Source organism: Nonomuraea sp. NEAU-A123, from assembly GCF_018603905.1.
Taxonomy (GTDB): domain Bacteria; phylum Actinomycetota; class Actinomycetes; order Streptosporangiales; family Streptosporangiaceae; genus Nonomuraea.
This window is the reverse complement of the sequence record NZ_JAHFZZ010000010.1, coordinates 378,465-404,509: the sequence shown is the minus strand read 5'-3', so window position 1 is coordinate 404,509 and position 26,045 is coordinate 378,465. Positions and strand designations below refer to the sequence as shown.

At 68.2% G+C, this 26,045-nt stretch carries 26 protein-coding genes and 1 pseudogene; 9 read left to right on the top strand and 18 right to left on the bottom strand.

Translation table 11 applies throughout. The annotated features are described in order from the left end of the window. Window positions 1-597 (top strand): protein kinase (locus tag KLK06_RS31770; protein ID WP_214639331.1); only part of this gene is annotated, 597 nt, incomplete at its 5' end. An 87-nt stretch (window positions 598-684) separates the two neighbouring features. On the opposite strand, the gene KLK06_RS31765 is transcribed toward KLK06_RS31770, so the two are convergent. The 6 genes and pseudogenes from KLK06_RS31765 to KLK06_RS31745 all read right to left on the bottom strand — a co-directional run bounded on the left by KLK06_RS31765 (window position 685) and on the right by KLK06_RS31745 (window position 3,584). After that, a complete protein-coding gene (locus KLK06_RS31765; protein WP_214639330.1) occupies window positions 685-897 on the bottom strand; it encodes a three-helix bundle dimerization domain-containing protein in 213 nt (70 codons plus the stop codon). 46 nt (window positions 898-943) lie between these two features. Next, window positions 944-1,537: a DUF6328 family protein gene (locus KLK06_RS31760; protein ID WP_214639329.1), complete on the bottom strand. Its 594-nt coding sequence runs from the start codon at window positions 1,535-1,537 to the stop codon at window positions 944-946. Between the two features lie 94 nt (window positions 1,538-1,631). Next, window positions 1,632-2,243, bottom strand: a complete 612-nt coding sequence (locus KLK06_RS31755; RefSeq protein ID WP_214639328.1) for a hypothetical protein — start codon at window positions 2,241-2,243, stop codon at window positions 1,632-1,634. Window positions 2,244-2,562: 319 nt separating this feature from the next. Beyond that, window positions 2,563-2,697, bottom strand: coding sequence for a hypothetical protein (locus KLK06_RS61775; protein WP_284735180.1), 135 nt, complete (start codon window positions 2,695-2,697; stop codon window positions 2,563-2,565). Window positions 2,698-2,726: 29 nt separating this feature from the next. After that, window positions 2,727-2,858, bottom strand: a pseudogene (locus KLK06_RS63170) (WbqC family protein); the annotation flags it as partial. A gap of 57 nt (window positions 2,859-2,915) precedes the next feature. Further along, on the bottom strand, window positions 2,916-3,584 hold the full coding sequence (locus tag KLK06_RS31745; RefSeq protein WP_308168532.1) for a YdcF family protein: 669 nt from the start codon (window positions 3,582-3,584) through the stop codon (window positions 2,916-2,918). A 96-nt stretch (window positions 3,585-3,680) separates the two neighbouring features. Between KLK06_RS31745 and KLK06_RS31740 the strand changes: the two genes are divergently transcribed. Together KLK06_RS31740 and KLK06_RS31735 are read left to right on the top strand one after the other, a co-directional pair. Continuing rightward, window positions 3,681-3,995 (top strand): hypothetical protein, encoded by a 315-nt coding sequence (locus tag KLK06_RS31740; protein WP_250906289.1) that lies wholly within the window; start codon window positions 3,681-3,683, stop codon window positions 3,993-3,995. 127 nt (window positions 3,996-4,122) lie between these two features. Beyond that, complete coding sequence (locus tag KLK06_RS31735) at window positions 4,123-4,950, top strand: alpha/beta fold hydrolase (RefSeq protein ID WP_250906288.1); 828 nt, start codon at window positions 4,123-4,125, stop codon at window positions 4,948-4,950. Window positions 4,951-5,668: 718 nt separating this feature from the next. On the opposite strand, the gene KLK06_RS31730 is transcribed toward KLK06_RS31735, so the two are convergent. Beyond that, window positions 5,669-6,202, bottom strand: a complete 534-nt coding sequence (locus KLK06_RS31730; protein WP_214639327.1) for an NUDIX hydrolase — start codon at window positions 6,200-6,202, stop codon at window positions 5,669-5,671. Beyond that, window positions 6,199-7,470, bottom strand: coding sequence for a helix-turn-helix transcriptional regulator (locus KLK06_RS31725; protein WP_214639326.1), 1,272 nt, complete (start codon window positions 7,468-7,470; stop codon window positions 6,199-6,201). Before KLK06_RS31725 ends, KLK06_RS31730 begins: the two co-directional genes overlap by 4 nt. Window positions 7,471-7,961: 491 nt before the next feature. Between KLK06_RS31725 and KLK06_RS31720 the strand changes: the two genes are divergently transcribed. The 5 genes from KLK06_RS31720 (at window position 7,962) to KLK06_RS31700 (ending at window position 10,949) form a co-directional block, all read left to right on the top strand. Continuing rightward, window positions 7,962-8,270 (top strand): recombinase family protein, encoded by a 309-nt coding sequence (locus KLK06_RS31720; RefSeq protein WP_214639325.1) that lies wholly within the window; start codon window positions 7,962-7,964, stop codon window positions 8,268-8,270. Beyond that, window positions 8,267-8,593 carry a hypothetical protein gene (locus KLK06_RS31715; protein WP_214639324.1) on the top strand — a complete coding sequence of 109 codons (327 nt, stop codon included), beginning with the start codon at window positions 8,267-8,269 and terminating at the stop codon, window positions 8,591-8,593. Before KLK06_RS31720 ends, KLK06_RS31715 begins: the two co-directional genes overlap by 4 nt. Further along, complete coding sequence (locus KLK06_RS31710; RefSeq protein WP_214639323.1) at window positions 8,590-9,120, top strand: hypothetical protein; 531 nt, start codon at window positions 8,590-8,592, stop codon at window positions 9,118-9,120. Before KLK06_RS31715 ends, KLK06_RS31710 begins: the two co-directional genes overlap by 4 nt. Window positions 9,121-9,240: 120 nt before the next feature. After that, on the top strand, window positions 9,241-9,726 hold the full coding sequence (locus KLK06_RS31705; protein ID WP_214639322.1) for an NUDIX hydrolase: 486 nt from the start codon (window positions 9,241-9,243) through the stop codon (window positions 9,724-9,726). Between the two features lie 530 nt (window positions 9,727-10,256). Then, window positions 10,257-10,949, top strand: coding sequence for a haloacid dehalogenase-like hydrolase (locus KLK06_RS31700; RefSeq protein ID WP_214639321.1), 693 nt, complete (start codon window positions 10,257-10,259; stop codon window positions 10,947-10,949). 110 nt (window positions 10,950-11,059) lie between these two features. Here the strand turns inward: KLK06_RS31700 and KLK06_RS60315 are convergent, their stop codons facing one another. The 10 genes from KLK06_RS60315 to KLK06_RS31650 all read right to left on the bottom strand — a co-directional run bounded on the left by KLK06_RS60315 (window position 11,060) and on the right by KLK06_RS31650 (window position 23,891). Continuing rightward, window positions 11,060-12,424: a pentapeptide repeat-containing protein gene (locus tag KLK06_RS60315; protein WP_250906287.1), complete on the bottom strand. Its 1,365-nt coding sequence runs from the start codon at window positions 12,422-12,424 to the stop codon at window positions 11,060-11,062. Window positions 12,425-12,646: 222 nt separating this feature from the next. Beyond that, on the bottom strand, window positions 12,647-13,870 hold the full coding sequence (locus tag KLK06_RS31690; RefSeq protein WP_214639320.1) for an acyl-CoA dehydrogenase family protein: 1,224 nt from the start codon (window positions 13,868-13,870) through the stop codon (window positions 12,647-12,649). A 54-nt stretch (window positions 13,871-13,924) separates the two neighbouring features. Continuing rightward, the gene (locus tag KLK06_RS31685; protein WP_308168531.1) at window positions 13,925-16,039 is read right to left on the bottom strand and encodes an ATP-dependent RecD-like DNA helicase; all 2,115 of its coding nucleotides are present in this window, start codon (window positions 16,037-16,039) and stop codon (window positions 13,925-13,927) included. 90 nt (window positions 16,040-16,129) lie between these two features. Continuing rightward, window positions 16,130-17,893 carry an ABC transporter substrate-binding protein gene (locus KLK06_RS31680; protein WP_214639319.1) on the bottom strand — a complete coding sequence of 588 codons (1,764 nt, stop codon included), beginning with the start codon at window positions 17,891-17,893 and terminating at the stop codon, window positions 16,130-16,132. A gap of 20 nt (window positions 17,894-17,913) precedes the next feature. Then, entirely contained in the window at window positions 17,914-18,186 is a 273-nt protein-coding gene (locus KLK06_RS31675) for a DUF2160 domain-containing protein (protein WP_214639318.1), read from the bottom strand. A gap of 2 nt (window positions 18,187-18,188) precedes the next feature. After that, window positions 18,189-18,941, bottom strand: coding sequence for a carbohydrate ABC transporter permease (locus tag KLK06_RS31670; RefSeq protein WP_372454864.1), 753 nt, complete (start codon window positions 18,939-18,941; stop codon window positions 18,189-18,191). A gap of 95 nt (window positions 18,942-19,036) precedes the next feature. Continuing rightward, window positions 19,037-19,996, bottom strand: a complete 960-nt coding sequence (locus KLK06_RS60310) for a carbohydrate ABC transporter permease (RefSeq protein WP_214639316.1) — start codon at window positions 19,994-19,996, stop codon at window positions 19,037-19,039. Then, complete coding sequence (locus KLK06_RS31660) at window positions 19,993-21,087, bottom strand: ABC transporter ATP-binding protein (protein WP_214639315.1); 1,095 nt, start codon at window positions 21,085-21,087, stop codon at window positions 19,993-19,995. The genes KLK06_RS60310 and KLK06_RS31660 overlap by 4 nt, the downstream gene beginning before the upstream one ends. After that, entirely contained in the window at window positions 21,080-22,168 is a 1,089-nt protein-coding gene (locus tag KLK06_RS31655; RefSeq protein WP_214639314.1) for an ABC transporter ATP-binding protein, read from the bottom strand. Before KLK06_RS31655 ends, KLK06_RS31660 begins: the two co-directional genes overlap by 8 nt. A gap of 217 nt (window positions 22,169-22,385) precedes the next feature. Further along, window positions 22,386-23,891 (bottom strand): N-acetylmuramoyl-L-alanine amidase, encoded by a 1,506-nt coding sequence (locus tag KLK06_RS31650; protein ID WP_214639313.1) that lies wholly within the window; start codon window positions 23,889-23,891, stop codon window positions 22,386-22,388. Window positions 23,892-24,079: 188 nt separating this feature from the next. Here KLK06_RS31650 and KLK06_RS31645 point away from each other — a divergent pair, with 188 nt between their 5' ends. Then, a complete protein-coding gene (locus tag KLK06_RS31645) occupies window positions 24,080-26,041 on the top strand; it encodes a family 10 glycosylhydrolase (RefSeq protein WP_214639360.1) in 1,962 nt (653 codons plus the stop codon). The last annotated feature ends 4 nt before the right edge of the window (window positions 26,042-26,045 follow it).

The following is a 26,045-nucleotide window of genomic DNA, read 5'->3' as shown; positions in this document are numbered from 1 at the left end:
CAGCCCGGCAGCCTCAACCTCCACCTCCAACAACGGGCAGGCGCCGGCGTCTCGCTGGCGTGGAGCCTGCAGGTCCTGGATCAGGTGCTGGCCGGGCTGCAGGCCGCCGCCCTGAGCGACATCATCCACCTCGACATCAAGCCGCAGAACATCGTCCTGGACGGCCCTGCCAACATCAGGATCATCGACTGGGGCATGTCCCAACTGCACCAAGCCGGCAAGAGCGTCTCCACGGTATCCCCCGGCGGCACCAAATGGTTCGCCAGCCCCGAGCAACTCGGCGCCACCGACGCCGCCCCCAGCGGCCTGTCCGACCTGTACGGCGTCGGCGCCCTGGCCTACTGGCTACTGACCGGCCAGGCCCCACTACGACGCGAGATCGAAACCACCATCGGCACCGACGCCGACCTGCTTCAGGTCCGCCACCTGATGCAAGCCGGCACCCGGCCCGACCGCGCCGATCACCTCACCCCGGACGTCCCCGAACACCTCGGCCGGCTCATCGACCAATGGCTCAACTACACCCCCACCAACCGCATCCCACACGGGATGAACCCCACCGCTGCACTCGGCTGGGCACGCACGGCCTTGAGCTGACAACGCCCGTATCCGCATCCCAGAGGGAGACATTGACTGGAAGTGCCCGGCCAGCCGGCCTTCCTCTGGCGTGCAGAGACATCAGCGCTAGGAAGCGGACCGGCGCAGGTCTTCTTTGGCGATCCGCTCGACGAAGATCGGAACGAAGTCACGGATCGGCCGCCCATCGAAACGGTGGTGGGCCACCACTACCGCAGAACGTACCCGTTCAGCCGAATGGCTGCGGGCGAACGCTCTGGCCAACCGTGCCTTCAGTTCATCCACCGCCAGGTGTTCACGTTCGGCGACATCAATGTCCATGTACTCTCCCACCAAAGGGGTTGAAGGGCGTATCTTGCCGAGCACCTCAGGGCCTGCTCACCGCCGCCCGGCCGTCCTCGTTGTGTGTTGTCTGCGGTGGGTTGGCCGTTGCCTGGCGGCGCAGGTCGATGATCGGCTGCAGGAGCCACAGCCAGCAGGTCGCCAGCGCCGCCGCGGCACCGAACACGATGGCGAGCCAATTGCCGAGCACAACCTCGGCCACCAAAGCCACCCCGGCGGTGATCGCGACCGCCAGTGATACGGCGCCGACGAGCCCCAGCTCGTTGGCGCGATGCACGATCTTCTCCTTCAGCCCGGTACGGAACAGCAACCGGTGCTGAACAGCGGGCGTGATGAAACAGACCGAGGCGGTGGCCGACCCCGTCAACGCGATGAAGAACAGCCAGTGGCCCGAGGTGTCCACCTTGGCGAAGCCACTCTGAAACGGCATCGCCAGCAGAAAGGCGAAGAGCACCTGCACCCCGGTCACCATGACCCTCAGCCCCTGCAGGAGCTCGGAAAGTTCGCGGTCGATGCGTTCCTTGTGGCTTTCGTCGGCGCTGCTCTCCTCGGCGCTCACAGCAGAAGATTCGCCATCAGTGAGAAGGCGGCTTTGGTTTTCCTGCCGGGGCAACGCCATCGGCCTGACACCTCCGTGAGTCTTCCGTGACACCGCCACGGGGTGGATCCGTCGATCGTGTTCTCGGCTCGCGTCCCCCTGAGCGCTCCGCGGCCTACCGGCGGGGAGCCGCAGCACCGTGTGGGAGTGTCTTGGGTGGTCGAGCGGCAGCCTGAGCCCGGAGGGTCCGCTGATCGCCGCCGATGAGGTCGTCGAACAAGGCGTGATAGTGCGTCATGGCCTGCCGCAGTTCCTGTATCGACACCCAACCGTCCCCGGCGCGCCCGCTGATCTCATGGGCCTGGCGGTAGTGCTCCAGGGTGCGGCTGTGTCGCAGCGACAGATCGGAAACCTGCTGCGCGAAGTCCTCGGTGGCATAGCCGCGCTTGGCCATGACGGCCCTCACCAGCAGATCGGCCTCGCTGACCGCGGGACTCGGCTCATTCACGAAACGCTCCTGGACCGAGACCCACCTGTCGGCATAGCCGCGGCGTGAGTCGGGATCGAGCGGCTGAATGTCGAGTGGACCCGATCGCGTTCGACGGGCTCGCATCTCACGCTCCGCCGCCCTGCGGTTGCCCGCGGCGGCAACAGTGCGTTCGTACTCAGGGCCGAATCGCTTGCGCAGGCGGCCTCGACGCCTCCGCAGCCAGAATGAGCCGACAGCCGGCACCACCACCATCATCCCGACGATGACGGCCACCCACATCACGGTCTCGGCGGACATGACCGCCTCCGCCCTGGGTATCGCCGGTGCATCCCGCCCGAAGACAGGTGACCGGACACCGTCAGTCAACGCCGCTTACCCGAAGATGGCTATGGGCGTTTCAAGCAAAGCTCATCGCGGGAGCTGATCACAGCTCACGCTCCTCGACGGGCTGAATTGTCGCCTCGACCCAGGGGATCACCTCCGGTGGCTCCGGCGACTGCACCTCGGGCGGCACCACCTACTTCCAGCCGATCGCCCCGATCCTCACCGCCTACGGCCTGAAGCTGGTGACCACCGCGCCGCCTGCAGCCACCGCGGCCGACAGCACCACGTAGGCTCACCCGAGCAGGAGCAGGGCATCGGCGATGTAGTCGCAGATCAGGCCCCTGCGCCAGCCCACCTCCAGCTCGGAGGCGGCGAGGATCTCCGACTGACCGCCACGTTCGCGCTCATTCCCGTCATGACTATGCACCTGGAGCGGCCGTGTGGCAGATGCGTGGCGATGGAGAGCCATTGCGGCGGCCGCGAGCCGTCGAGCGAGGCGAGGCGCGCGCGGTGCTGGTAGTCCCTGCGGGCGAACTGCACGTCGTCCAGGACGATCCAGTAGTCGGCGGTGAACAGCTTGGCCAGGGTCGCGAGCCGAGGAAGAGGTTGGGCTGGTGGATGGCGAACACCTCGCCGTACGGCAGGTCAGGGCGTAAGAAGCCTGCTGTCGAATCCGGCGCGGAGAAGAGCCTGGTAGGCGTCATGGACCTCTCCTGGGACGGGCTGCTCCACGGCGTAGCCGAGCTTGGGGTACTCGATCACGCGCTGGAGGTCGCCGACGAGCATGTCGATGACCAGCTTCGGATCGCCGATCGAGCTGACATAGTCGTCCAGCTCCAGCGGCTCGGAGGCGCACACCACCTCGACCTCGGGCCACACCTTCCGCGCGGTGGCGTACGCCCGGCGCTCCATGTACGGCTTGGAGATCAGCAGCACCGAACCGGGCTGGATACCCGCATCGGCCAGCATCTGGCGGGACAGGCCGATGTTCTGACCGATGTTGGTCGCGTTCGGCTCCAGGAGAATCACCTCGTCGGGCACGCCGAGTTCCAGCGCGTGCTCGCGGAAGTGGACGGCCTCGCCGCGGGGGAAGCGGGCCGCCGTGGTGGGGCTGGTGGCACCGGAGAAGACGAGCAGCGGGAACCACCCGGCGCGGTACAGCTCGACCGCTGCTCTCGCGACTCCCAGATCGTGGCTGCCCAGACCGATGGCAACATCACAGCGGCGCAGGTCGTGACGCATCTGGTGGTAGTCCCAGATCGTGCGGGCGTACCCCCACTGTTCGTCGGTGATGACCTGCTGCTTGACGCTCACTTGGCTGCTCCCTGATCGCCGTGGCAGGGGGAGACGGATCTCGCCCTGGATGGTCCGCTGGATGCCCTCGATGCTGCGCAGTTGGTGTGCGAGCCCGTGTGTGAGCGCCAGCGTGTCTCGATCGCGCGGGCGCTGCTGAAGAACGCGCCCATCGTGCTGCTGGACGAGGTGACCTCGGCGCTGGACCCGGTCAACGAGGCGGCCGTCCACGAGGGCATCCAGCGCCTGATGGCGGGCCGGACGGTGGTGATGGTGGCGCATCGGATGCGGACCGTCCAACGCGCCGACCGCATCGTCTTTCTGGACGGCGGTCGGATCGTGGAGGAAGGCAGCCACGACGAACTGCTCGACCACGGTGGCCGCTACGCCGACTTCTGGAACATCTCCATGGCTCCCGCCGCGCGAGAATGAGACCGCCAGGCCCGTGTTCCGGCCTTGGAGACCTCGGTACAGCCGTTATGGCGACGGCCGCCGGTCTTCGACTCCGCGGGAACATTTGTCCAAGACTGACAGCCGGCCGCCCATGCATAGTCTTCGCATGAGTGAATACGACATTGAGCACTCGCATGGGATGCACGTGGTCCATGACGGCCCGCGGCAGGCGCCGCCGTTGTTGCTCATCCACGGGTCGGGCGCCTCGGGCGGTTTCTGGGGTCCGGTGGTCACGGCGCTGGCCGGCCACCATCACGTGATTCGGGTCGACCTGCCGGGTTGCGGCCAGTCCCCGCCCGCGACGTCGTATGACGTGCCCGCGCAGGCGGGTCAGGTGGCGGCGCTGCTGGACGACCTCGGGCTTCGACACGTCGCCGTGGCCGGGCACTCCAGCGGCGGCTACGTCGCCACCGCGCTCGCCGAGCAACGTCCCGACCTCGTCGGTTCGCTTACGTTGATCAGCAGCGGCCCGAGTCCGGATGCGCTCCTCCGGCAGCCGTTCATCCTTCGGGTGCTGCTGGCCCCGCCGTTGGGCCCGCTCATGTGGCCGAGGCGTTCGGATGCGATGATCCGCAAGGGGATCAGCGCGACGGCCGCTCGCCCGGTGGACCTCCCGGACGACGTGGTCGCCGACGTACGGGGCATCACCTACCGCGTGATGAGGACGGTGCTGCGCCGCAACACCGCCTACATCGCCGAGCGGAGCGTGCCGGAGCGTCTGGCCGCCCTCGACGTCCCCGTGCTGGTGATCTTCGGTGCTGCCGACCCCCGCTGGGAGCCGTCGTCGGCGCACCGGTACGACGCGGTGCCGGGCGCGCGGGTCGAGCTGCTGCCCGGCGTCGGGCACCTGCCCATGCTGGAAGCGCCCGAGACGGTCGGCGAACTGCTGCTGGACTTCACGGCGACGGGCCGCCGACGACCGGTGATCCCCTGATGCCTAGACTGGCCATGTGTTGCCGACCGGGACGTCACCTGACCGGGCGTGGGTGGACGTCGCGGTCCCGCGCCCGTCGGTTCGGCTGCGGGGGGTCAGCATGGCCGGGTTCCGCCATCGTGCCCCGGCATTGGGTCGCCGTGGCGGCGGTAGTGTTGATCAGCGAGCGGGTCTGGTGGAGGCGGCGGAAGGCTGACCAGGCCAGGACATGGTCGATGGCGCGGGTCCGGGGATGAACAGACGGGCCAGGATGCGGCGGATCTCGGCGAGCGAGGGCCGGAGCAGGCGGGGTGGGGTGGCGGTCAGGGTGGTTTGAGGTGCGTCTGCTGGTCTTTTCCCTGGTCGGATGGCTTGTCGGTGTCTGGTGGTAGGGCTGCTTGGGTGACGGCGAGGAAGGCCAGGGCGAGCATGACGGTGGTGACGTGCCGGTGCCAGGGCGTCCACCTGCGGACCTGGTACTGGGTCAGGCTGAGCAGGTCTTTGCTCTGGGCGTTGTTCTCTTCGATCTTCCACCGCAGTCCGGCAAGCTTGATCAGTTCGCTGATGGGGGTGCCGCGTCGTAGACCTCTTGCGCTGGCCGCCGTGGCGCTGTCTCCTCACTCGCCGCCAAATATCCCGGCAAATGCCCAATAAAGTGCAACCGAAAATCTTCAGCCACAGCAGGAATAATCGCATCTGTCACGAGGGCGGCGTACGCCCGAGCCCCGCGCTGCGCAGGCTAGCTGACGGGGTGGCCGTTGTGCAGGTATGCGACGGTGCCGGCGTCAGCGGCGGTGATCGCGGCCTGTAGGCGTGCCCACACGTACGGCCGGAGCCGCTTCTGTGCTTGGTCGGGGGTGCAGAACTCGAAGGCGCCCAACTCGGTATCGGCAAGGCGTAGCGCGGCGGTTTGGTCGGGGGTGAGGATTCCGGCGTTGAAAATGAACATCACCGAGTCGTCCCATGGGCCGTGTGGTGGCACCCAGTCCACACACACCAATGCCATGTCCTCGGGGAGGTGGAGGCCGAGTTCTTCGGTCAGTTCTCGGCGGAGGGCATCAAGCGGTGGTTCGTTGGCTTCGGCCATGCCACCGGGGAGATCCCAATTGGGTTTGTAGGTGGGGTCGACGAGCAGCACACGGCCGTGATCATCACAAATGAGGGCGTCTACCCCCACGCGCTTGCGGGCCTGGCGGGCGTTGCCTTCGGTCAGGTGCGCGCGGTAGGCGGCGGGATCGCGTTCATAGAGCGGCCGGGTGTCGGGCTCGGTCATGGGGTTGGGCTGGTCCTTGGCTGGGTGATGTCGGTGGTGAGCTGGTAGAGCCATTCACGCTGCCGCAGCGCCTCGGCCAGGTGGTCGAGGAAGCCCCGCGCGCACGCGGTGGCGCGGTGCGGGTGGAGCTGGTCGCGCAGATCGCGTAGTTGCTGAATCACCAGATACGAGCCTAGCGACCCGGTGGTATGAAGAACATCGGTCGCGACCGCACACGCCTGGTCCAACGCGCCGCGTTCGATGAGCACACCGGCCAGGGTGAGGTGCCCGAACGCGCGGGAGCGGGTGCGGCCGGCTGGCCGCAGCTCCAGAACTCGCTGGGCGTGGCGCTGGGCTGCGAGTAGGTCGCCGAGCCGCCGCATGCACCGGGCCGCGTCTCCGGCGAGGGACGCAGCATCAAACGGCGACACCCAGGGCGACGGGGCCGCGCTGTGGCTGCCCTGCAGGGCGGTCTCAGCGTGGCCCAACAGTGCGCGCGTTTCCCGTGATCGTCCTGCGGCGGCGTGCCCGCGAGCCTGCAACGCCCACAGCCGCGCCGCCAGTTCGGGGTGAGCCGGCCCCGCCGTCAACTCGCGCTGTCCCTGAGCGGCGTAGCCGATAGCGTCATCGGGCTGGGCCCGATGGTGCGCGAGGTGGGCCAGGCTCGCGAGCACGTGAACCCTCAAATGGGGGTCGTCGCCCACGCCGGACAGGTCTCGCGCCCGCGCGAAATGCCGCCCGGCGCGGTCGTCGTCTCCTGCGTCATGCGCCATCCACCCGGCCATTTCTGTGAGTGCTGCGGCCGCAGTGAACACCTGCGCCCCCTCACCGCCGAACATGCGGGGACTGAGGTGGTCGCGTAGGTAGGTGGTGACGGTCGCGTACAGGTGAGCGCCGCCAATTTGGGCGTCCACCGCCCGCCACGCCGCCACCGCCGCCGCTGCCGCATCCTCGCCCGCCCCCGAGACGGTGGCCCGCTCTGGCACCGGAACAGGGACCGGGGGCGGTTCCGCGGCCGGGGCTGAGGTGTGCGCTGGTGGGGGCGCTGCGCGCTGCTGCGGTACCTGAAACCACAACCGATCAGCCGGGATGTGCAGCAGTTGCGCCCACTGTGTGAGCCTGCCCAAGTTGGTTATCGGCGGGCCGTTCTCAATCCTGGACAGTTGGGGTTGGGTGATGCCCACCCACGCCGCCACCGTTTCCTGTCGTAGGGGGCGGCCGTGGTGCGGGTGGGCGCGATAGGCCGCGATGACCTTGCCCATGTGCCACTGGTCGAGCGCTGAGCGCATACCAGGATGGGTCCAGAACTCCGGCGGCACCCTCGGCGGCCCGGCGGGCGTACCAGTCGCCTCACGCGCGCCCGTGGTGCATGCCGCGCACCGGCCGCTGGTGTTGTCGCGCGCTAGTCGTGTCCCGCAGCGGCAGCGCCGCGCCTGCGTGTCGGTCATCTGGACTCACCGCCACATCGGAGATCCCTTCGCTCCGAATGTAACCACGCGCTCACGTTGCGAATCCAGGTATTCGCTGGGGCGCATATCCATATGCGTTATTGGTCATGGCCGCATGTGCGGGCGGCTGGTCACTGTGGGAGCACCTCCCAGCCGACCAGCGCGAAAGGCACACTGTGACCACACAACACGCAGCACCAGAGCCGGTGATCGGCAGGGACTACCTTGCGAACTCGGGCCGCCCCATCGTCGGGGCCGCACCGGTCACGCATCCGGGACCGCTGCCCGGATCGGCCCTCCCACCCACAGCACGACGCCGGGCGGTGGGGTACGTGCGGCTTCGACCAGACACGGACACCGCCGCCAGCGAGCAGGTCACCGCGCGCCTGCGCGGGTTCGCGGCGCGGTCCGGGCTGGACCTGGTCGACATCTACACCGAGCACCCGCACCCGTACCGGCCGTCGGCTTTTGGTGAGCTTCTCCAAGCGCTGTGCCGCCCCGACATCAGCACCGTGGTGATCCCCGCTCCGGAGCATCTGTCGGAGTTCGACGGCATCTATCAGGCCATGCGCGCCCTGATCGAGATAGAGACCGGCGCTGATGTCTTGGTGATGTCCCACACCACCGAGGCCACGCCATGACCCCGGCACCTGTCCACGAGGTCCATGACCGACGGCTGAAAGAGTTGCTCGGTCAGGTGATCGCGGCGGAGGTTCCCGCGATCGTTGTGGACCAAGCCACCGCCGAACGGTGGCTCCTACGGCTGGCCGGTGCCTTGCTGGGGATCAACGCCCGGCACCGCGTCGACCCGCGCGGGAGATGCCGGCTGTGCCGCCCCGGATTCCTGCGGCGATGGTGGCCCCAGGGGGCGCGGCGGGCCTGCACTGTCCAACCGACGCTCGCGCACTATCTCCGCGACGCCGAACCGTTCCTCTTCCCCACCGAGGATCGGGGGGCCTCATGAGCGACCGGTTCGCGCCCGTGCCGCCCACCGTGCGCGCCTCCGAGGTCACCCTGTTGGCGCTGCACACCGCGATCACCATCGGCGCGCAAGTCGCCCGCATCGCCACCCGAGTGTGGGGCCTACCCCACCTCGAACACCCCGCCGAACAGACCGCTGGCCACCTGCTCGCCCGCGCCGTCGAGAACACTGGCCACCCCGACCCCAACCCCCGATACTCCGATATCAACCCCGCCACCATCGCCGCCGTGAGTATCCGGGTCCACCGCCGCGCCGACGCCCTGATCATCGACGTGTGGGACACCGACCCCACCCCACCAGGCACTACCCCACCGGACCCCCACATGAGCGCCGTAGGCGCCCTGGCGCGCCGCTGGGGCACCTACCCCTCCCAGTGCGGCGGGAAGGTCATTTGGGCCGAGATAGGCGCAGACAATCACTCACCTGCCGGGCCCGCGCAGCCTGGCGGCTCTGACCACCTCACGCCGCGCCCCGATCCCAGCGCCGATGCCTGCTGGCCGACGTGCTGATCCCGTATCGGCCCGTCGCCGAGGTGAGCGCGTTCCTCGATCAACTGCCGGACCAGCTGCCCTCTGGACAGATCGGCCAAATCGCGGGCGGGCAGCCCGTGCCGGGGTAGCGTGGATGAGGTGAGTCAGACCTATCTGCCGCCCGAGCAGTGGTATGCCAGCCTGCCCACCGTTCACCTCTCCGCGTGCATGCTGCTCACCGATGACGCCGATCGCGTCCTGCTGGTCAAACCCAACTACCGCTCCTATTGGGCGGTGCCCGGCGGGATGGTGGACGACGGTGAGCCTCCTCAGCTGTGCGCCGCGCGCGAAGTCGGCGAGGAACTCGGCCTGCAGGTCCCTGTCGGCGCTCTGTTCGTGGTCGATTGGGTGGCCCCGATGGGGGATCGGCGGCGGCCGATGATGAACTTCATCTTCGACGGTGGGATCATCGCCGATCCTTGCCGGATCCGGTTGCAGACCGACGAGCTCGACGCCGCCCAGTTCTGGCCCTGGGACGAGGCGGCCATCAAGCTGCCCGCCACGACCGCTGCCCGCATCCCGGCCGCCCGAACCGCCCGCAAGAACCAGCAGACGATCTTCCTGCCTGCCGAGCGCGATGCCTGAGCTGTGCACGTATCCGGTTACTCGGTGGAGCACTCACACAAGTACGCAGACAGTCATCGTCGGCTGTTGAGCGCGGACATCAGCTCGCGGTTGGAATCGCGTTCCGCTTGCAGTTCCTGCTCACGCTCCTCCAGACGAAGACAGCAGTAGAGACCTCATTGTCGTGTGAAGGACAACTGGTCATGACGACGAGCCGGTTCGACGAGGTCACTGAGAACTGATCCCGACTGCTCTCCGGCTGATCAACGTGCGCGAGGGCGGCTGAGGCGGCATGCTCGCCGCAGCCTTCCCCGCCTACCACCCCGAGCGGACCGTGGCAGCGATCGACATCAAATGCACCGCCTCGCTGCCCACGATGTTCGAGAGCATCTGGGCCACCGCGCCGGCGACCTACCTCTCGCGGCACGCCACGATGCTGCCGTCGGCCGCCAAGGCGACGCGGGCGGCGTTCGCTGGCCCGACCGGCGAAGCCACCATCCACGTGAGAGCCTTGGCGTGCGTAGTCTCCATCAGCGGGAAGGACGGTCCGCGTGGTCACGAACCGGCTCGTTCTCTGGGACATCGATCACACCTTGCTCGAAACGGGCGGGGTGGGGCGGGAGGTCTTCGCCGCCGCCTTCGCCGAAGTGACCGGAACGCCCATGAACGACATGGCTGAGGTCAGTGGCCGAACCGAACTGGTCATCTTCGGCGAGACCGACATGCACGGGATACCTCGCTCTGACGACTACTTCGAGAGGTTCATCCACCTTCAGGCGCGCGGCTACGAGGAGCGCGCCCATGAGATGCGCCTGCGGGGCCGCGTCCTCCCAGGCGCTCTCAACGCCCTACAGGCGCTGAGTCGCGTCGGCGGCATCACGCAGTCCGTCCTGACGGGGAACACGAAGGCATCAGCAGAAGCCAAGCTGAGGATCTTCGGGTTGAACCGACTCCTTGATCTGGAGATCGGCGCCTATGGGGAGGATGACTCCGTACGCGCCCGCCTTGTCCCCGTCGCACAGGATCGCGCCCGCAGCAAGAACGGGCTGACCTACAGCCGTGACCTCACTGTGCTGATCGGAGACACGCCTCAAGATGTCATCGCGGGGAGGGACGGCGGAGCGCGCGCGATCGCTATCGCGTCGGGCAAGAGCAGCCCCACCGACCTCAGGGCAGCGGGCGCGGACGTCGTCTTTTTCGACCTCACCGACAGCGCCGCGCTCATCCGGACCGTCACGGGGTGAGCGGGCTTACCTGCCCATCGATCCACTTGAGACGCAAGCTCCAAAGCAGGCCGTATTCAGTCCCCGTCACCCGACGGCATGCCGTAGCGGCGCGACCGGGGTGTTCGTAGTCAGAACCGGGTGGACGCATCGACGCGAGCTCGGCTTCGTATCGCCTGCTCTGTAACCCCTACGATGCCGGTTAGGTCCGCGCCGCGCAGATTCGCGTTGTCCAGGTTCGTGTCGAGCAGGTTCGCGCTGCCCAGGTCCGCGCCGGTCAGGTCCGCGTCTCGGAGGTCGGCCTCGCGAAGGTCGGCGCTGCCCAGGAACGCGCCGCGCAGGTCCGCGTCGGGCAGGTTCACTTCGCGTAAGTCCGCGTTGGGAAGCTCCGCATTGCGTAGGTCAGCATCGCCCAAGTAGGCGTAGCGCAGCTTTGAGCTGTCCAGATTCGCACCGCGGAGATCTGCGCCGGTCAGGTCCGCGCCGCGAAGGTCTGCATAATGCAGTTTCGCGCCGCGAAGATTTGCATAGGGCAGGTTCGCGCCACGAAGGTGAGTGTCGGCGAGGTTGATTGCACTGCCGACGAGTGTGGGATTGCGGCGGCCGATGACGGTCAGCGCTGCCTGGATGTCGGTGGCCGGTTCTCTCGGGATCTTGGCTCCGAGCTGAGGATCGTGTTCGCGAAGGAAAGCAGCCAGTACATCGTAGACGGTGGGGTGGTCGCGGGGAGAGTCGATGGCCAGGCGTTCCAAGGCATAGATGCCGCCGAGGCGGACGTCCAATTTGGCGGAGCCAAGTTGTTCGACAGCTTTGGTGTAGCGGTCGGTGATTTGGCCTTGTTCGGCGGTGTGCTGGGCTTGTCGAGAGGTTTCCAAAGACTCGGCGGTGTACAACAGGCCCTGAGCCGTGAAGACGACGCCACCGATGACGACCAAGCCGGTGGCGGCCTGGATGAGGGTGTGGCGGGCGGCGTTGACCGCCTCGACGCGTTCGGTGGCGGTCATCTGCTTGCGTTCGGCGGCGGTTAGCGGATGTTGCTCGCCGGCCAAGCGCCGTGCACCAGGGCCGAGCAATAGGGCAATGACTATGCTCGCGGTCGCGGTCAGGGCGGCGCCGACCAGGGTCCAGCGGGCCCAGCCGAGCACAGGCAGGACCGCCGCAGCCCAGCCGAGGGCGGTGATGAGGGCAAAGGCGGGGAGTAACCACAGTAATCGCCGCCATCGCCCAGCAACGCCCATCGGGGCGGGTAGCTCTGGGGGCGGTGTGGGCAATGTTGGCTGGCGAGTGATCGGCGGCTGGGGCGTGACTTCTGCGTTACTGCAGGCAATTGCCGATATGGCTACTACTGATGCGATGACCGCTACTGCTGCGGCTGCGACGATCGCCCTGCCTGATGTGCGCTGAGATCTGTCTTCCATGCGGCCTATTGCACCGCTCCATGCGCTTTCCCGGATCGATATCGGCTTTAGTGCCAATATCCAGTGCGCATAACTCATGCAGGCGGCGACCGAAGCGGTGGGCTGGTCCCTTACCAACGACTGTAAAGCAGCGACCTTGGCCGGCCCGCCTCCTCCGACGACCCTGCCGTACTTCGGCGGAGGCTTGGCTGGAGAAGGGGGAAGTGCCGTCGCCGACCACTCGCTGTGCCGCCCACGGGGTCGCCTGGCGGAAGGCGGGCGACCCTCTCGCCCCAAGAGCCCTCAGCCTCTGACGGTGGGTCACAGGGGGAGACCACCGGTGGCTGCACCGGTCGAGCCTGAGTCGCGGTAGGCGGCGATCGTCCGTTCGGCGATGCGCATCTGGTGGATCTCGTCGGCCCCGTCCGCGAACCTGGCCCAGCGGGCGTGCTGGAACATGTTCGCCAGCGGGGTGTCGGTGGAGTAGCCGAGCGCGCCGTGCACCTGGATCGCCCGGTCGATGATGCGGTTGAGGCTGTTGGCCACGAAGTGCTTGGCCATCGACACCTCCGTACGGAAGTCCTCGCCCTTGTCGATCTTGTACGCGGCGTGCAGCACCATCAGCTTGCACTGGTAGAGCTCCATGGCCGAGTCGGCGATCAGCCACTGCACCCCCTGCTTGTCGGCGAGCAGCGAGCCGTGGCTGTATCTGTTGAGCGCGCGGTCGACCATCATGTCGAGCGCCGTCTCCGCCTGCGAGATCCAGCGCATGCAGTGCGCCAGCCGGGCCGGGCCCAGGCGGTATTGGCCGAGCCGGTGGCCGTTGCCCCGCCCGCCGAGCACCTGGCCGTCGGGCACGCGCAGGTCGGTGATGACGATCTCGCTGTGGCCCGTCGAGCCGTGCATGGTCTCGACCTCGCGGATGTCGTTCCAGCCCGGCGAGGGCAGGTCGACGAGGAAGGCCGTGTTGGCGCCCCGCGCCCCTTCGGGCAGGTCGAGCTCGGTCCTGGCGATGAGGATGGCGAAGCCGGCCCGGCGGGCGTTGGAGATGAACCACTTGTGGCCGTTGATCACCCACTCGTCGCCGTCCTTCACCGCCCGCGTACGGATCAGCGTGGGGTCGGAGCCGGCGACCTCCGGCTCGGTCATCGCGAAGCACGACATCGTGCTCCCGTCGAGCAGCGGACGCAGGTATCTCTCCTTCTGCTCATCGTCGGCCCAGTGCAGCAGCGTGTGCATGTTGCCCTCGTCGGGCGCCATGCAGTTGAGCACCCACGGCCCGAGCCGGGTCTTGGCCGCCTCCGACTGCACCATGGCCAGCTCGACGTGGCCGAGGCCCATGCCGCCCCACTCCTTGGGCATGTGCGGCAGCCACAGCCCTTCGGCCTTGGCCTTCTCGCGCAGCCGGAAGATGGTCCGCAGGTAGGCCTCGCGGTCGCTCTCCGGCACCTCGTCGACGGCCGGGACGACCGTGCCCTGGATGAAGGCCCGGACCCGGTCGCGGATCTTCTCGTGTTCGGGGGCGAGGGTGAAGTCGATGGCCATGGTGCTCCTTCGGGGGATGTCAGGCCAGCAGATGAGCCGGACGCCAGGGTGATGTCAGGCCAGCAGATGGGCCAGACGCCGGGTGAGGCCGGTGTTGCGGCGGTCGCCGAGCCGGGCCACCGCCAGCTCCAGGGCCTTGCGCTCGCCGACCAGCACCACCCACGACCGGGCCCGCGTGACCAGGGTGTAGAGGAGTTTGCGGCGCAGCATGATGCCGCCGGACTCGGCGACCAGCGGCGCGACCACGAACGGATATTCGCTGCCCTGCGAGCGGTGCACACTGATCGCGTAGGCGTGGGTCAGGTCGTCGAGCTCGTCGAAGCCGTAGGTCACCGTGTCGCCGTCGTCGATGACGATCTCCACGAGCCGCTGCTCCTGGACGATGTCGGTGATCGTGCCCGTCTCGCCGTTGAAGACGCCCTTGTCGTAGTTGTTGCGGATCGGCATGACCCGGTCGCCGACCCGGAAGGCCGAGGCGCCCGACCAGTGCTCGGCCCGTCCTTCCTTGGCCGGGTTGAGCCGCTCCTGGAGCCGGCGGCCGAGCTCGGCGGTGCCCGCCACGCCCTTGCGCATCGGGCACAGCACCTGCACCTGGCCCGGCTCGACGCCCTGCTTGCGCGGGATCGCCACCGTCGCCAGGTGGACGACCCGCTCGGCGACCGCCTCGGGGTCGTCGAGCTCCTCGAACCAGAAGCCGCCGCCGCCCGGAATCGCGGGCAGCCGCCCGGCCTTGATGCGGTGGGCGTTCTGGATGATGCCGCTGCCGTCGGCCTGCCGGAAGACGTGGGTGAGCCGTACGCGCGGGATCTCCTCGACGCGCAGCAGGTCGGCCAGCACGCTGCCGGGACCGATGCTCGGCAACTGGTCGCTGTCGCCGACGAGCAGCAGGTGGCTGCCCGACGGGATGGCCGAGGTGAGCCGGGTGGCCAGGTGCAGGTCCAGCATGGACGCCTCGTCGACCACGATCAGGTCGGCCTGCGCGGGCGTCTGGTCGAACAGCGCGTCAGGGTCGGGCTGCTGGGCCAGCATCCGGTGGATGGTCATGGCGGGCAGGCCGGTGAGCTCCGACAGGCGCTTGGCCGCCTTCCCGGTGGGCGCGGCGAGCGTCACCCGGCCGCCCATCGCCCGCGCGGTGGCCGCGATCACCCGCACCGTGTGGCTCTTGCCGCAGCCAGGACCGCCGGTGAGGACCGAGACGGTGCTGGTCAGCGCCATGGTCACGGCCGCCTTCTGGTCGTCGTGCAGCGTGGGGTCCTCCTGGAAGGCCCGCATGGGCAGCGTCGAGCGGGCCTGCCACAGCCTGTCGAGGTGCTCGGCCAGCTTGAGCTCGCGGCTGTGCAGCTCCTTGTCATAGACCACGATCTGGTCGGGGGCCGCCTCGACGACCACCCGCCGCTCGGCCGTGAGGGCGTCGATCATCGGCCGCACCAGGTCCTGATCCTGCTCGACCAGCTCGGCGGTCTGCGTGAGCAGCGCGGTCATCGACAGGTAGCAGTGGCCGCCCCTGGCGGCGGCGCTCTCCAGCCGGTCGAGCAGCGCCGCCTTGATCCGCTGCGGGCTGTGCTCCGGCACCCCCGACTGGAGGGCGATCTTGTCGGCGGTGCCGAACGCGATGCCCCGCACCCGGCCGATGAGCTGGTAGGGGTCGGAGGCGACGAGTTCGGCCGAGTCGCGGCCGAAGACCTGGAAGATCTTGGCGGCGAGCAGCGGGCTGACCCCGAAGCCCTGCAGGACCACCATCAGCGCGGCGATCTCCTTCTGCTCCCGCCACGCCTCCAGGATCTGGCCCTGCCGCGCCGGGCCGATGTTGACGACCTCCGTGAGCCGCTGGGGCTCGGTGTCGATGACGGTCAGCGTCGCCTCGCCGAAGTGGCCGACGATGGCCTGGGCGAGCCGCGGGCCGATGCCGCGGATCAGGCCGGAGCCCAGGTAGAGCTGGATGGCCCGGGTGGTGGACGGCACGACCCGCTCGCACGCCGTCACGGTGAAGCGCCTGCCGTGGCGGGCGTGCTCGCCCCACTCGCCGGTGAGCTCGAGCGTCTCTCCCGGCTGGACGCCGGCCAGCGCGCGGCCCGCGGCGACGAAGCCGGGCGTGGACTCGGCGCTCATCCGGGCAACCGTGTATTCGTCCTCACGGACGTACACGAGCTGCTCGACAGAGGCCTCCACGGCACTGATCCAATCATTCGCGCTTACTGGCCGCGTAGGCACACTAAGCGAGGGGACCGACAGATTACCCGCCGGTCCCGCCGCGACTGATCAGCCTCCGGTCTTCCATTGGGCGATAAGCTTGTCGTAGTCCAGCGTCGCCGGCTTGCCGCGCTCGTCGGCCAGCTTCGGCACCGGGGCGCCGGGCTGGTCCAGCCAGTACTGGGCGGGCTGCTCCGGGTTCAGCTTGGGCGCGCAGTTGCCGCCGCGGCGCTCCAGCCGGGACAGGATGTCGTCCTGCTGCTTGGCCAGGTTGTCCATCGACTGCTGGGCGGTGGTCTCACCGGTGACGGCGGTGGCGACGTTCTGCCACCAGAGCTGGGCGAGCTTCGGGTAGTCGGGCACGTTGGTGCCGGTCGGCGTCCACTGCTTGCGGGCGGGTGAGTTGTAGAACTCGATCAGGCCGCCGTACTTGGCCGCGTTCTTGGCGAAGTAGTCGCTCTTGATGTCGGAGTCGCGGATGAAGGTCAGGCCGGTGATCGACTTCTTCAGCGAGACCGTCTTGGACGTGACGAACTGGGCGTACAGCCAGGCCGCCGCCCTGCGTTCCTTGGGCGTGTTCTTCAGCAGGGTCCAGGAGCCGGCGTCCTGGTAGCCCAGCTTGTTGCCGTCCTTCCAGTAGATGCCGTGCGGGCTGGGCGCGATGCGCCACTTCGGCGTCCCGTCGGCGTTGACGACCGGGAGTCCCGGCTTGGTCATGTCGGCGGTGAACGTGGTGTACCAGAAGACCTGCTGGGCGATGTTGCCCTGTGCCGGCACCGGTCCCGCCTCGCTGAAGTTCATGCCGGCCGCTTCCTTCGGCGCGTACTTCTTCAGCCAGTCGACGTACTTGGTCAGCGCGTAGACCGAGGCGGGCCCGTTGGTGTCGCCGCCGCGGGTCATCGAGGAGCCGACCGGGCGGCAGTTCTCCACCCTGATGCCCCACTCGTCCACCGGCAGGCCGTTGGGGATGCCCGGGTCGCCGTTGCCGGCCATGGACAGCCACGCGTCGGTGAAGCGCCAGCCGAGCGAGGGGTCCTTGCGGCCGTAGTCCATGTGGCCGTAGACCTTCTTGCCGTCGACGGTCCCGTTGCCGTTCACCTTGTTGGTGAAGAAGTCGGCGATGTCCTCATATGCCGCCCAGTTGACGGGCACGCCCAGGTCGTAGCCGTAGGCGTCCTTGAACTGCTTCTTGATCGCCGGGTTGGTGAACCAGTCGTAGCGGAACCAGTAGAGGTTGGCGAACTGCTGGTCGGGGAGCTGGTACAGCTTCTTGTCCGGCCCGGTGGTGAAGCTGGTGCCGATGAAGTCGTTCAGGTCGAGTGTGGGCGAGGTGATCGCCTTGCCCTCGCCCGCCATGTAGTCGGAGAGCGGGAAGACGTAGTTGCCGCGGGAGTGGGTGCCGATGAGGTCGGAGTCGTTGACGTAGGCGTCGTAGATGTTCTGGTTGCCCTGGATCTGCGTCTGCAGCTTCTCGATCACGTCACCTTCCTGGATCAGGTCGTGCTTGACCTTGATCCCGGTGATGTCGGTGAACGCCTTGGCGAGTTTCTGCGACTCGTACTCGTGCGTGGTGATCGTCTCGGAGACGACGTTGATCTCCATGCCGCGGTACGGCGCGGCGGCCTTGGTGAACCAGTCCATCTCCGCGAGCTGCTGGTCCTTGGACAGGGTGCTCGGCGTGAACTCGCTGGACACCCACTTCTGCGCCGCCGCCTTCCCCTCGGCCTCGGTGAAGTCGCTCTTGGGCTGCTGCTCGCCGCCCGAGCAGCCGTTCGCCAGCAGGACGAGCACGGCCAGACCAACCGCCGTGGTTCTGCCCCTAAGACGTCTCATCGCCTGAATGCCTCCTTCGGTCAGCCCCAAATCCCGATCACGATCGTCACCAGGAGCGCGCACGCCAGAGCCAGCCACATGGACAGGTCAGTGACGGCGATCCAACCGGCGAGTACGACGGCCGCGCTGATCAGGCCGATGTACAAGCGGTCACCACGGTCGGTCTCGATGCGCAGGAAGCCGCGCCGGGCGACCGGTGGCGAGAAGTGGCCCCAGATCGCCATGCCGCACAGCAGCAGCGCCAGGCCGATGAAGACCAGGGCCGTGGGCAGGGTCCACACCATCCACTGCATCGTCAGACCCTTCCGAGGGCGAAGCCCTTAGCCACGTAGTTGCGGACGAACCAGATGACGATGGCGCCGGGAATGATGGTCAGCACGCCCGCCGTGGCCAGCAGGCCCCAGTCCACTCCGGCCGCGCTCACCGTCCGGGTCATCGTGGCGGCGATGGGCTTGGCGTTGACCGAGGTGATGGTCCTGGCGATGAGCAGCTCGACCCAGCTGAACATGAAGCAGAAGAAGAGCGTCACGCCTACGGCGGAGCGGATCATCGGCAGGAAGATGCGCAGGAAGAATCGCGGCAGGGAATAGCCGTCGATCGCCGCCGTCTCGTCGATCTCGCGCGGTATTCCGGACATGAACCCTTCGAGGATCCAGACGGCGAGCGGGACGTTGAACAGCATGTGCGCGATGGCCACCCCGAGATGGGTGTCGAACAACCCCACGCTCTGATAAATCTGGAAAAAGGGCAGCAGGAAGACGGCCGGCGGCGCCATGCGATTCGTCAGCAGCCAGAAGAACAGGTGCTTGTCCCCGGCGAACCTGAACCGGGAGAAGGCATAAGCGGCCGGCAGCGCCACGATGAGCGACATCACCGCGTTCATGGACGTGTAGATGATGGAGTTCAGGTAGCTCGAATACCAGACCGGGTCCGTGAAGAACGTCCGGTAATTGTCGAGCGTGGTCCGCTGCGGAATGAGCGAGAAACTACCGAGGATGTCCTCGTTCGGGCGGATGGACATGCCGAACATCCACAGCAGCGGCAGCATCAGGGTGGCGGCGTACAACCAGAACACCGCCCGCGCCCATGGCAGCTGCCGCCTGGCCCGCCGCGCCACGGCGACCTGCTCTCCGGCCATCGCGGTCACCTCCCTGCCCTGGTCAGCACGGTGAAGAAGACGTAGGAGACGATCTGGACGACGAGGAAGTACAGCAGCGAGAAGGCGCCCGCCGGCCCCAGGTCGAACTGCCCGACGGCGATCTTCGACAGCAGGATGCTCAGGAACGAGGTGGCGTTGCCCGGCCCGCCCCCGGTCACCACGAACGGCTCGGTGTAGATCATGAAGCTGTCCATGAACCGGAGCAGGATCGCGATCGTCAGCACCCCGCGCAGCCGCGGCAACTGGATGTGGCGGAAGGTCGCCCAGGCGGAGGCGCCGTCGATCTGCGCGGCCTGGAAGTAGGGGTCGGGGATCGACCGCAGTCCCGCGTAGGCCAGCAGCGCCACCAGCGGGGTCCAGTGCCACACGTCCATGATCAGGACCGTGATCCAGGCGTCGGTGGAGTCGAGTGTGTAGTTGAAGTCGATGCCCAGGACGTTGTTGATCGTCCAGCCGCCCAGCCCGATGTCGGCGCGGGCGAAGATCTGCCAGATGGTGCCCACCACGTTCCACGGGATGAGCAGCGGCAGCGCGACGATGACCAGGGCCGCCGACACCCAGATCCCGCGCCGCGGCATCGCCACCGCGAGCGCCACCCCGAGCGGGATCTCCAGCAGCAGCACCTGGGCCGAGAACAGCAGGGTCCGCACGAACGCGGCGCGGATCTCGGGGTCGCGGGAGACGGATCTGAACCACTCCAGCCCCACGAAGATCCGGTCGTCGGGACTGAAGATGTCCTGGACGGAGAAGTTGACGACGGTCATCAGCGGGATCACCGCGGTGAACGCCACCGACACGACGACCGGCAGCACGAGGAACCAGGCGCGGTTGTTCTTCGGCTTGACGCTCGCCCGCGTGTCGGGCGTGCCGTCCTGCGGGGCGGCGGCGGTGACGATCTCGCCGCCCACCGGGCTGCCCGCGACGGTGACGCTCTGCTCGGTCACGGTGCGCCCTTTCCGTCGAGCGGTGCGATGGACCCGCACCTGACCGAGTCCCTGAACAGGAATGTGCGGTCCGGTGCGAGGTGCAGGAACTCCACGGTGTCCGGCGCGAACCGGGCCTCCGCCTCCGTCTTGGCGATCATCGGGTGGTCGCCGGCCTGGACGTGCACCAGGTTGTAGGCGCCCATCCGGTCGACTGACGTCACTCGTACGGGCAGTCCGGGCGAGGTTCCCTCGCCGCCGAGCCGGGCGAACTCCGGCCGCACCCCGATGTGCACCGGCCCCGGCTCCAGCTCGCCCACAGCCCGCCCGACGTCCGTCTCCGCCACTCTGACCACCCCGTCGGCGATCTCGGCGGGCACGACGTTCATGCCGGGCGAGCCGATGAAGTGGCCGACGAACTCGTGCGCGGGCGACAGGAACAGCTCCGCCGGCTCGCCCGCCTGCACGATCGCGCCCTCATTGAGCACCACCACCTCGTCGGCGAAGGTCAGCGCCTCGGTCTGGTCGTGGGTGACGTAGATGAGCGTGTGCCCGGTGTCGCGGTGGATCTCCTTGAGCTTGCTGCGCAGCGTCCACTTCAGCGCCGGGTCCACGACGGTGAGCGGCTCGTCGAGCAGCACGGCGGCCACCTCGGAGCGGACCAGCCCGCGGCCCAGGCTGACGATCTGCTGCCGGCCCGGGTCCAGCCGCCGCGACCGGCGCCGGAGGTGGTCGTCCAGCCCGAGGAGCTGCGAGACCCGGCGTACCCGCTGGTCGATCTCCGCCTTGGGATACTTCCGGTTGCGCAGCGGGAAGGCCAGGTTGTCGTAGACCGACATCTCCTCGTACAGCACCGGGAACTGGAAGACCTGCGCGATGTTGCGGCCCGCCGTCGGCACGGCGGTCACCTCGCGGTCGTCGAACCAGATGCGCCCCACGGTCGGTGAGAGCAGCCCGGAGATGATGTTCAGCAGCGTCGTCTTGCCGCAGCCGCTCGGGCCGAGCAGCGCGTACGCCCTGGAGCTCCGCCACGTCCACGTCATCGGCTGCAGCGCCCAGGTCCGGCCGCCGTCGTAGCTGTGCCCCACGCCTTCGAGCCGGATGTCAGCCATGCAGGTCGACCTCCGCGGCCGAGGTGGCGAGCAGGCGCCCGCCGGCGTCGTCGAAGACGAAGATGTGCGCCGGGTCCACGTAGGCCACGGTCCGCTCGCCGGGGGTGAAGAGCTGGGTGCCCGCCAGTTGGGCGACGAGGTGCCGCCCGTCGGCCAGCATCAGGTGCAGGAAGGTCTCGCTGCCCGTCACCTCCGCGAGCCTGATCTCCGCCGGGAACTCCAGCACATCGGATCCGCTCCGTTCGATCGTCACCTGGTGGGGGCGGACCGCGAGGACGACGTTCCGTCCTGAGGCGTGCGCTCCGGGGGAGGGGAACGAGCTGCCCAGGCACTCGATCCGGCCCTCGCGCACCACGCCGGGCAGCAGGTTCAGGGGCGGATCGCTGAGCGTCGCGGCGACGGCCAGCGTCGGCGGCTGGGCGTACATGTCCGCCACCTCGCCCACGTCCAGCACCCGGCCCTCACCCAGGACGACGGTCGGCGAGGCGAAGGTCAGGGCCTCGGCCGGGTCGGCCGTCGAATAGAGGACCACGCTCGGCGAGTCGCGGAACATGTCCTTCAGATCGCCCCGCAACTGCTCGCGGAGCTTGAAGTCGAGGTTGGCGAGCGGCTCGTCGAGCAGCAGCACGTCGACCGGCCGGGCCAGTGCGCGGGCGATCGCGGTGCGCTGCTGCTGGCCGCCCGACAGCTCGGCGGGCCTGCGGTCGAGCAGGTCGCCGATGCCCATGATTTCGGCGACCTCGTGCACCCGCCGGTCCATGTCTTTCTTGGGAAAGCGCGCCATGCGCAGCGGCGAGGCGATGTTCTCGTAGACCGAGAGCGAGGGATAATTGATGAATTGCTGATAGACGAAGGCGACCGAGCGTTTGCGCACGGAAATAGCCGTTACGTCTTTTCCGTTCACCACGACCCGCCCCGCGTCAGGCGGAAGCAGCCCCCCGACGACGCGCATCAGCGTCGTCTTCCCCGCCGCCATCGGGCCGACGAGGGTGGTCATTCCACTGGATAATTCGAGGTGGATGTCGTGCAGCCAGGTCTCCCCGCGCTGCCGTACGCGGACGCCGTCGAGAACCAGCGCCATGTGCACGAGCCTCCTTGCCGGAGTCCGGATCAACTACCGCGCCGCCCCGATGCGTGGTCGGTCAAGACACCTCCATCTAACATGCTTTGGTTGAGCGTGCAAAGAGGGAAGTTTCCATCCGGCGCTTTATTAGCGAATGCGCATATATTTATCGGCGTTTATTTGGGCGCGCTGAACAAGTACGGCCCGCACGACCGGGCACGGGCCGTACCAGATCTCAGACCTTGCTGATGCGGACGGCGTCCGCGATGACGTAGCCGGTGCCGGAGGTCCACCGGCTGACTCCCACGACGTTGGCGGTGCCCGCGTTGAGGGAGAAGCTGCCCAGGCTGTGCCAACTGCCGCCGCCGGAGCGTTGGTCCACGTACACCGTCTGGTTGCCGCTGGAGGTGGCGACGATGTACGGCGCGGCGCTGTTGTAGCCGGCGTCGTCCGGATACCAGACCTCCACGCGGTAGGTGCCCGCGCTGGGGATGGTCGCCTGGTACCAGGCGGCGTCGCTGGCGGACACGGGGTCGGCGAACCGGTAGTCGGCGCCGTAGCGCTGGGTGGAGTAGGTGGAGGTGCCCCAGTTCGCGCTGGCGGTGAACTGGCCGGAGGTGGCGTTGTCGACCGTGGTGGTCCACGACGGGGTGCCGCCACCGGTCACGTAGTTCATGTACGTGGTCCAGTTCCAGTACGGCCCCGGGTCGGTGTGGTCGGCGCCGGGCACCTCGACGTGGCCAATGATGTGGCTACGGTCCTTCGGGATGCCGTACTTGTCGCAGATGTAGCTGGTCAGCGCGGCCGAGGAGCGGTACATCGCGTCGGTGAACCAGGAGGCCTCACTGACGTAGCCCTCGTGCTCGATGCCGATGGACCTGGTGTTGTACGACCAGTTGCCGGCGTGCCAGGCGATGTCCTTGTCGCGGACCATCTGGGTGATGGCGCCGTTCGACGACTTGACCACGTAGTGGGCCGAGACCTGGGCGGCCGAGTTCTGGAACCAGGAGATGGTCCCGGCGTAGGAGCCCTGGGTCACGTGGATGATCACACGGTCGATGGCGTAGGCCGACGGGCGGCTGGAGGCGGTGTAGTTGCTGGAGCTGGCGGCCGTCCAGGTGGCGTCCGGGTAGTCGGGGCTGGCCGCCTCGGCGCTGAGCGAGCGCGTGTTGGCGTACTGGCCACGGTCGGCGGTCACCTCTTGCGGCGCCACGCGGACGTCCTTGGTCTGGATGCCGAGGCCGAGCAGTTCGTAGACCGCGTCGGCGTAGAGGCGGGCGAGCTGGGGCGAGGCGGTGTTGCCGTACTTGGCCACGGCCTCGTACCAGCGGCCGGGGTCCTTCCTGGCGGCCTGGTCGAGGCCGAGCTCGTCGGCGTTGGCGCGCAGCAGCGCGGCGCCGCCGAGGATGTTGGCCTCGGTGTCGGCGCGCAGCTTCTTGGCCGTCAGCCCGGTGAGCCCGGCCGCCTTCTCCAGCGCCTTCGTGGTGGGGTTGCTGACCAGGTGCATCACGCCGTATCCGCCGCTGGCGCTGGGCTCGCCGTTGTGGCCGTCGAGGTGGGTCTCGGCGTAGGCGAGGGCGACGAGCAGGTCACGGGGAACGTCCTGGGCCGCGGCGGCGCGGGCGAACGCATCGGAGAGGGGTGTGTCCTTGGCCGCGATGGCGGGCTGGCCGGCGAAGACCAGGAGGGCGGCGAGGACCGAGGAGACGAGAGCGGTTAATCGCTTGGGGGAGAGTGACATGGAGCTCCCTCGATTCGAGTCGACGGCTGCACAGTAAGCGCGTTCCTGACAGATGTCGATAATTGACATTACTGGGGAGTTAGAAGAAACTTTCCGCCCGCACAACGGGGCCGGGAAAGTTGGGCCCCCCGATCGGCTGAAGACTATTGCGCTCTGATCGCGAGAAGCTGAAACTTCTTTTCGTGACCATGCACCCCCTGCGCACCATCCTGGCCACGATCACCCTTGTGCTCACCGCTCTCGTAGTGCCCACCACGACGCCCGCGGTCTCGGCCGCGGCGTGCACGATGGATCCGGCGACGCCCAAGCGGCAGTTACGGGGGATGTGGGTCTCGTCGGTGGCCAACATCGACTGGCCGAGCAGCGCGGGGCTGAGCGTGGCGACCCAGCAGGCGGAGTTTCGCGCATGGCTGGACCTGGCTGTGTCGAAGCGGATGAACGCGGTGTTCGTGCAGGTCAGGCCGACGGCGGACGCGTTCTGGCCCTCGTCGTACGAGCCGTGGTCGCAGTGGTTGACCGGCACTCAGGGCAAGGATCCCGGCTACGACCCGATGGCCTTCATGGTCGCCGAGGCCCACGCCCGCAACCTGGAGTTCCATGCCTGGTTCAACCCGTACCGGATCGCCAACGACGACGACCCGACCAAGCTGGTCGCGACCCATCCGGCCCGCCAGCATCCAACCTGGCGGTTCGCCTACGGCGGCAAGCTCGTCTACAACCCCGGCATCCCGGAGGTCCGCGACTTCATCGAGGACGCCATCATGGACGCCGTCACCCGCTACGACCTCGACGGCGTGCACCTCGACGACTACTTCTACCCCTATCCGGTCAGCGGCCAGACCATCCCGGACGCGGCGACGTTCGCCCAGTACGGCGGCGGGTTCGCCGGCATCGCCGACTGGCGGCGCGACAACGTCAACCTGCTGGTGCGCGAGCTGGGCCAGCGCGTCCACGCCGCCAAGTCCTGGGTCGCCTTCGGCATCAGCCCGTTCGGCATCTGGCGCAACGCGAGCACCGACCCGCTCGGGTCGAGCACCTCGGGCCTGCAGTCCTACGACGCGATCTACGCCGACAGCAGGCTCTGGGTCAAGCAGGGCTGGGTCGACTACCTGGCGCCGCAGATCTACTGGAACATCGGCTACAGCGCGGCGGACTACGCGGTGCTGACCGCCTGGTGGTCGGGCGTGGTGCGGGGCACCGGCGTCTCGCTGGTCGTCGGCCAGGCGGCCTACCGGGCGGGAGCCAGCGGCCAGGACGCGGCCTGGCAGGACCCCGCCGAGCTCAGCGACCACCTGTACGACAACAGGAAGCACCCCGAGGTGGCCGGGGACGTCTACTTCAGCGCCAAGGACGTCAAGGCCAACCGGATCGGCGCCATCGCCGCGCTGGTCGCCGCCCACTACACCAAGCCCGCCCTGCCGCCCGTCCGCGGCACCGCCGCCGCCCCCGCGGCCCCGACGATCACGGCGGCGACCAGGGGCTCAGGCGGCGTCGCGCTCTCGTGGCCGGCGAGCGGAGCCACGGCCTACGCGATCTACCGGGTCGACGGCTCCCAGTCGGCCGCCGATCCGTGCGCGTACGCCGACGCCCGCAACCTGCTCGGCACGACCAGGCAGACCGCCTTCACCGACGCCACGGCGACGGCCGCCGGCGCCTACACCTACTACGTGACCGCGCTGAACCGGACCCACCAGGAGAGCGCGCCGAGCGCGGGCTCGGTGGTGACGGGCCCGGACGCGTTCAGCGTCGTGGTCGACAACTCCGACGCCGGGTTCGCCGCGAGCACCTCCTGGGGCACCTCGTCGTTCTCGGCGCAGCTCTACGGCGCCGACTACCGCTTCGCCGACCCCGTCGCGGCCAGCGACCCGGCCTGGTACAAGGCGGCCATCCCCAGCGCCGGGAGCTACCGGGTGGAGGTCTGGTACGCCGCCAACGCCGGCTACAACAGCGCCACGCCGTACATCGTGGCGGCATCGGGCGGGAACCAGAGTGTGGTCGTGGACCAGCGCACGGGCGGCGGCGAGTGGCGGACCCTCGGCACGTACACCCTCAACGCGGGCACCTACAACGTGGTCGGGGTGAGCCGCTGGACCTCCACGACGGGGTATGTCATCGCCGACGCCGTACGCATCACCAAGCTCACTCCCTGAACGG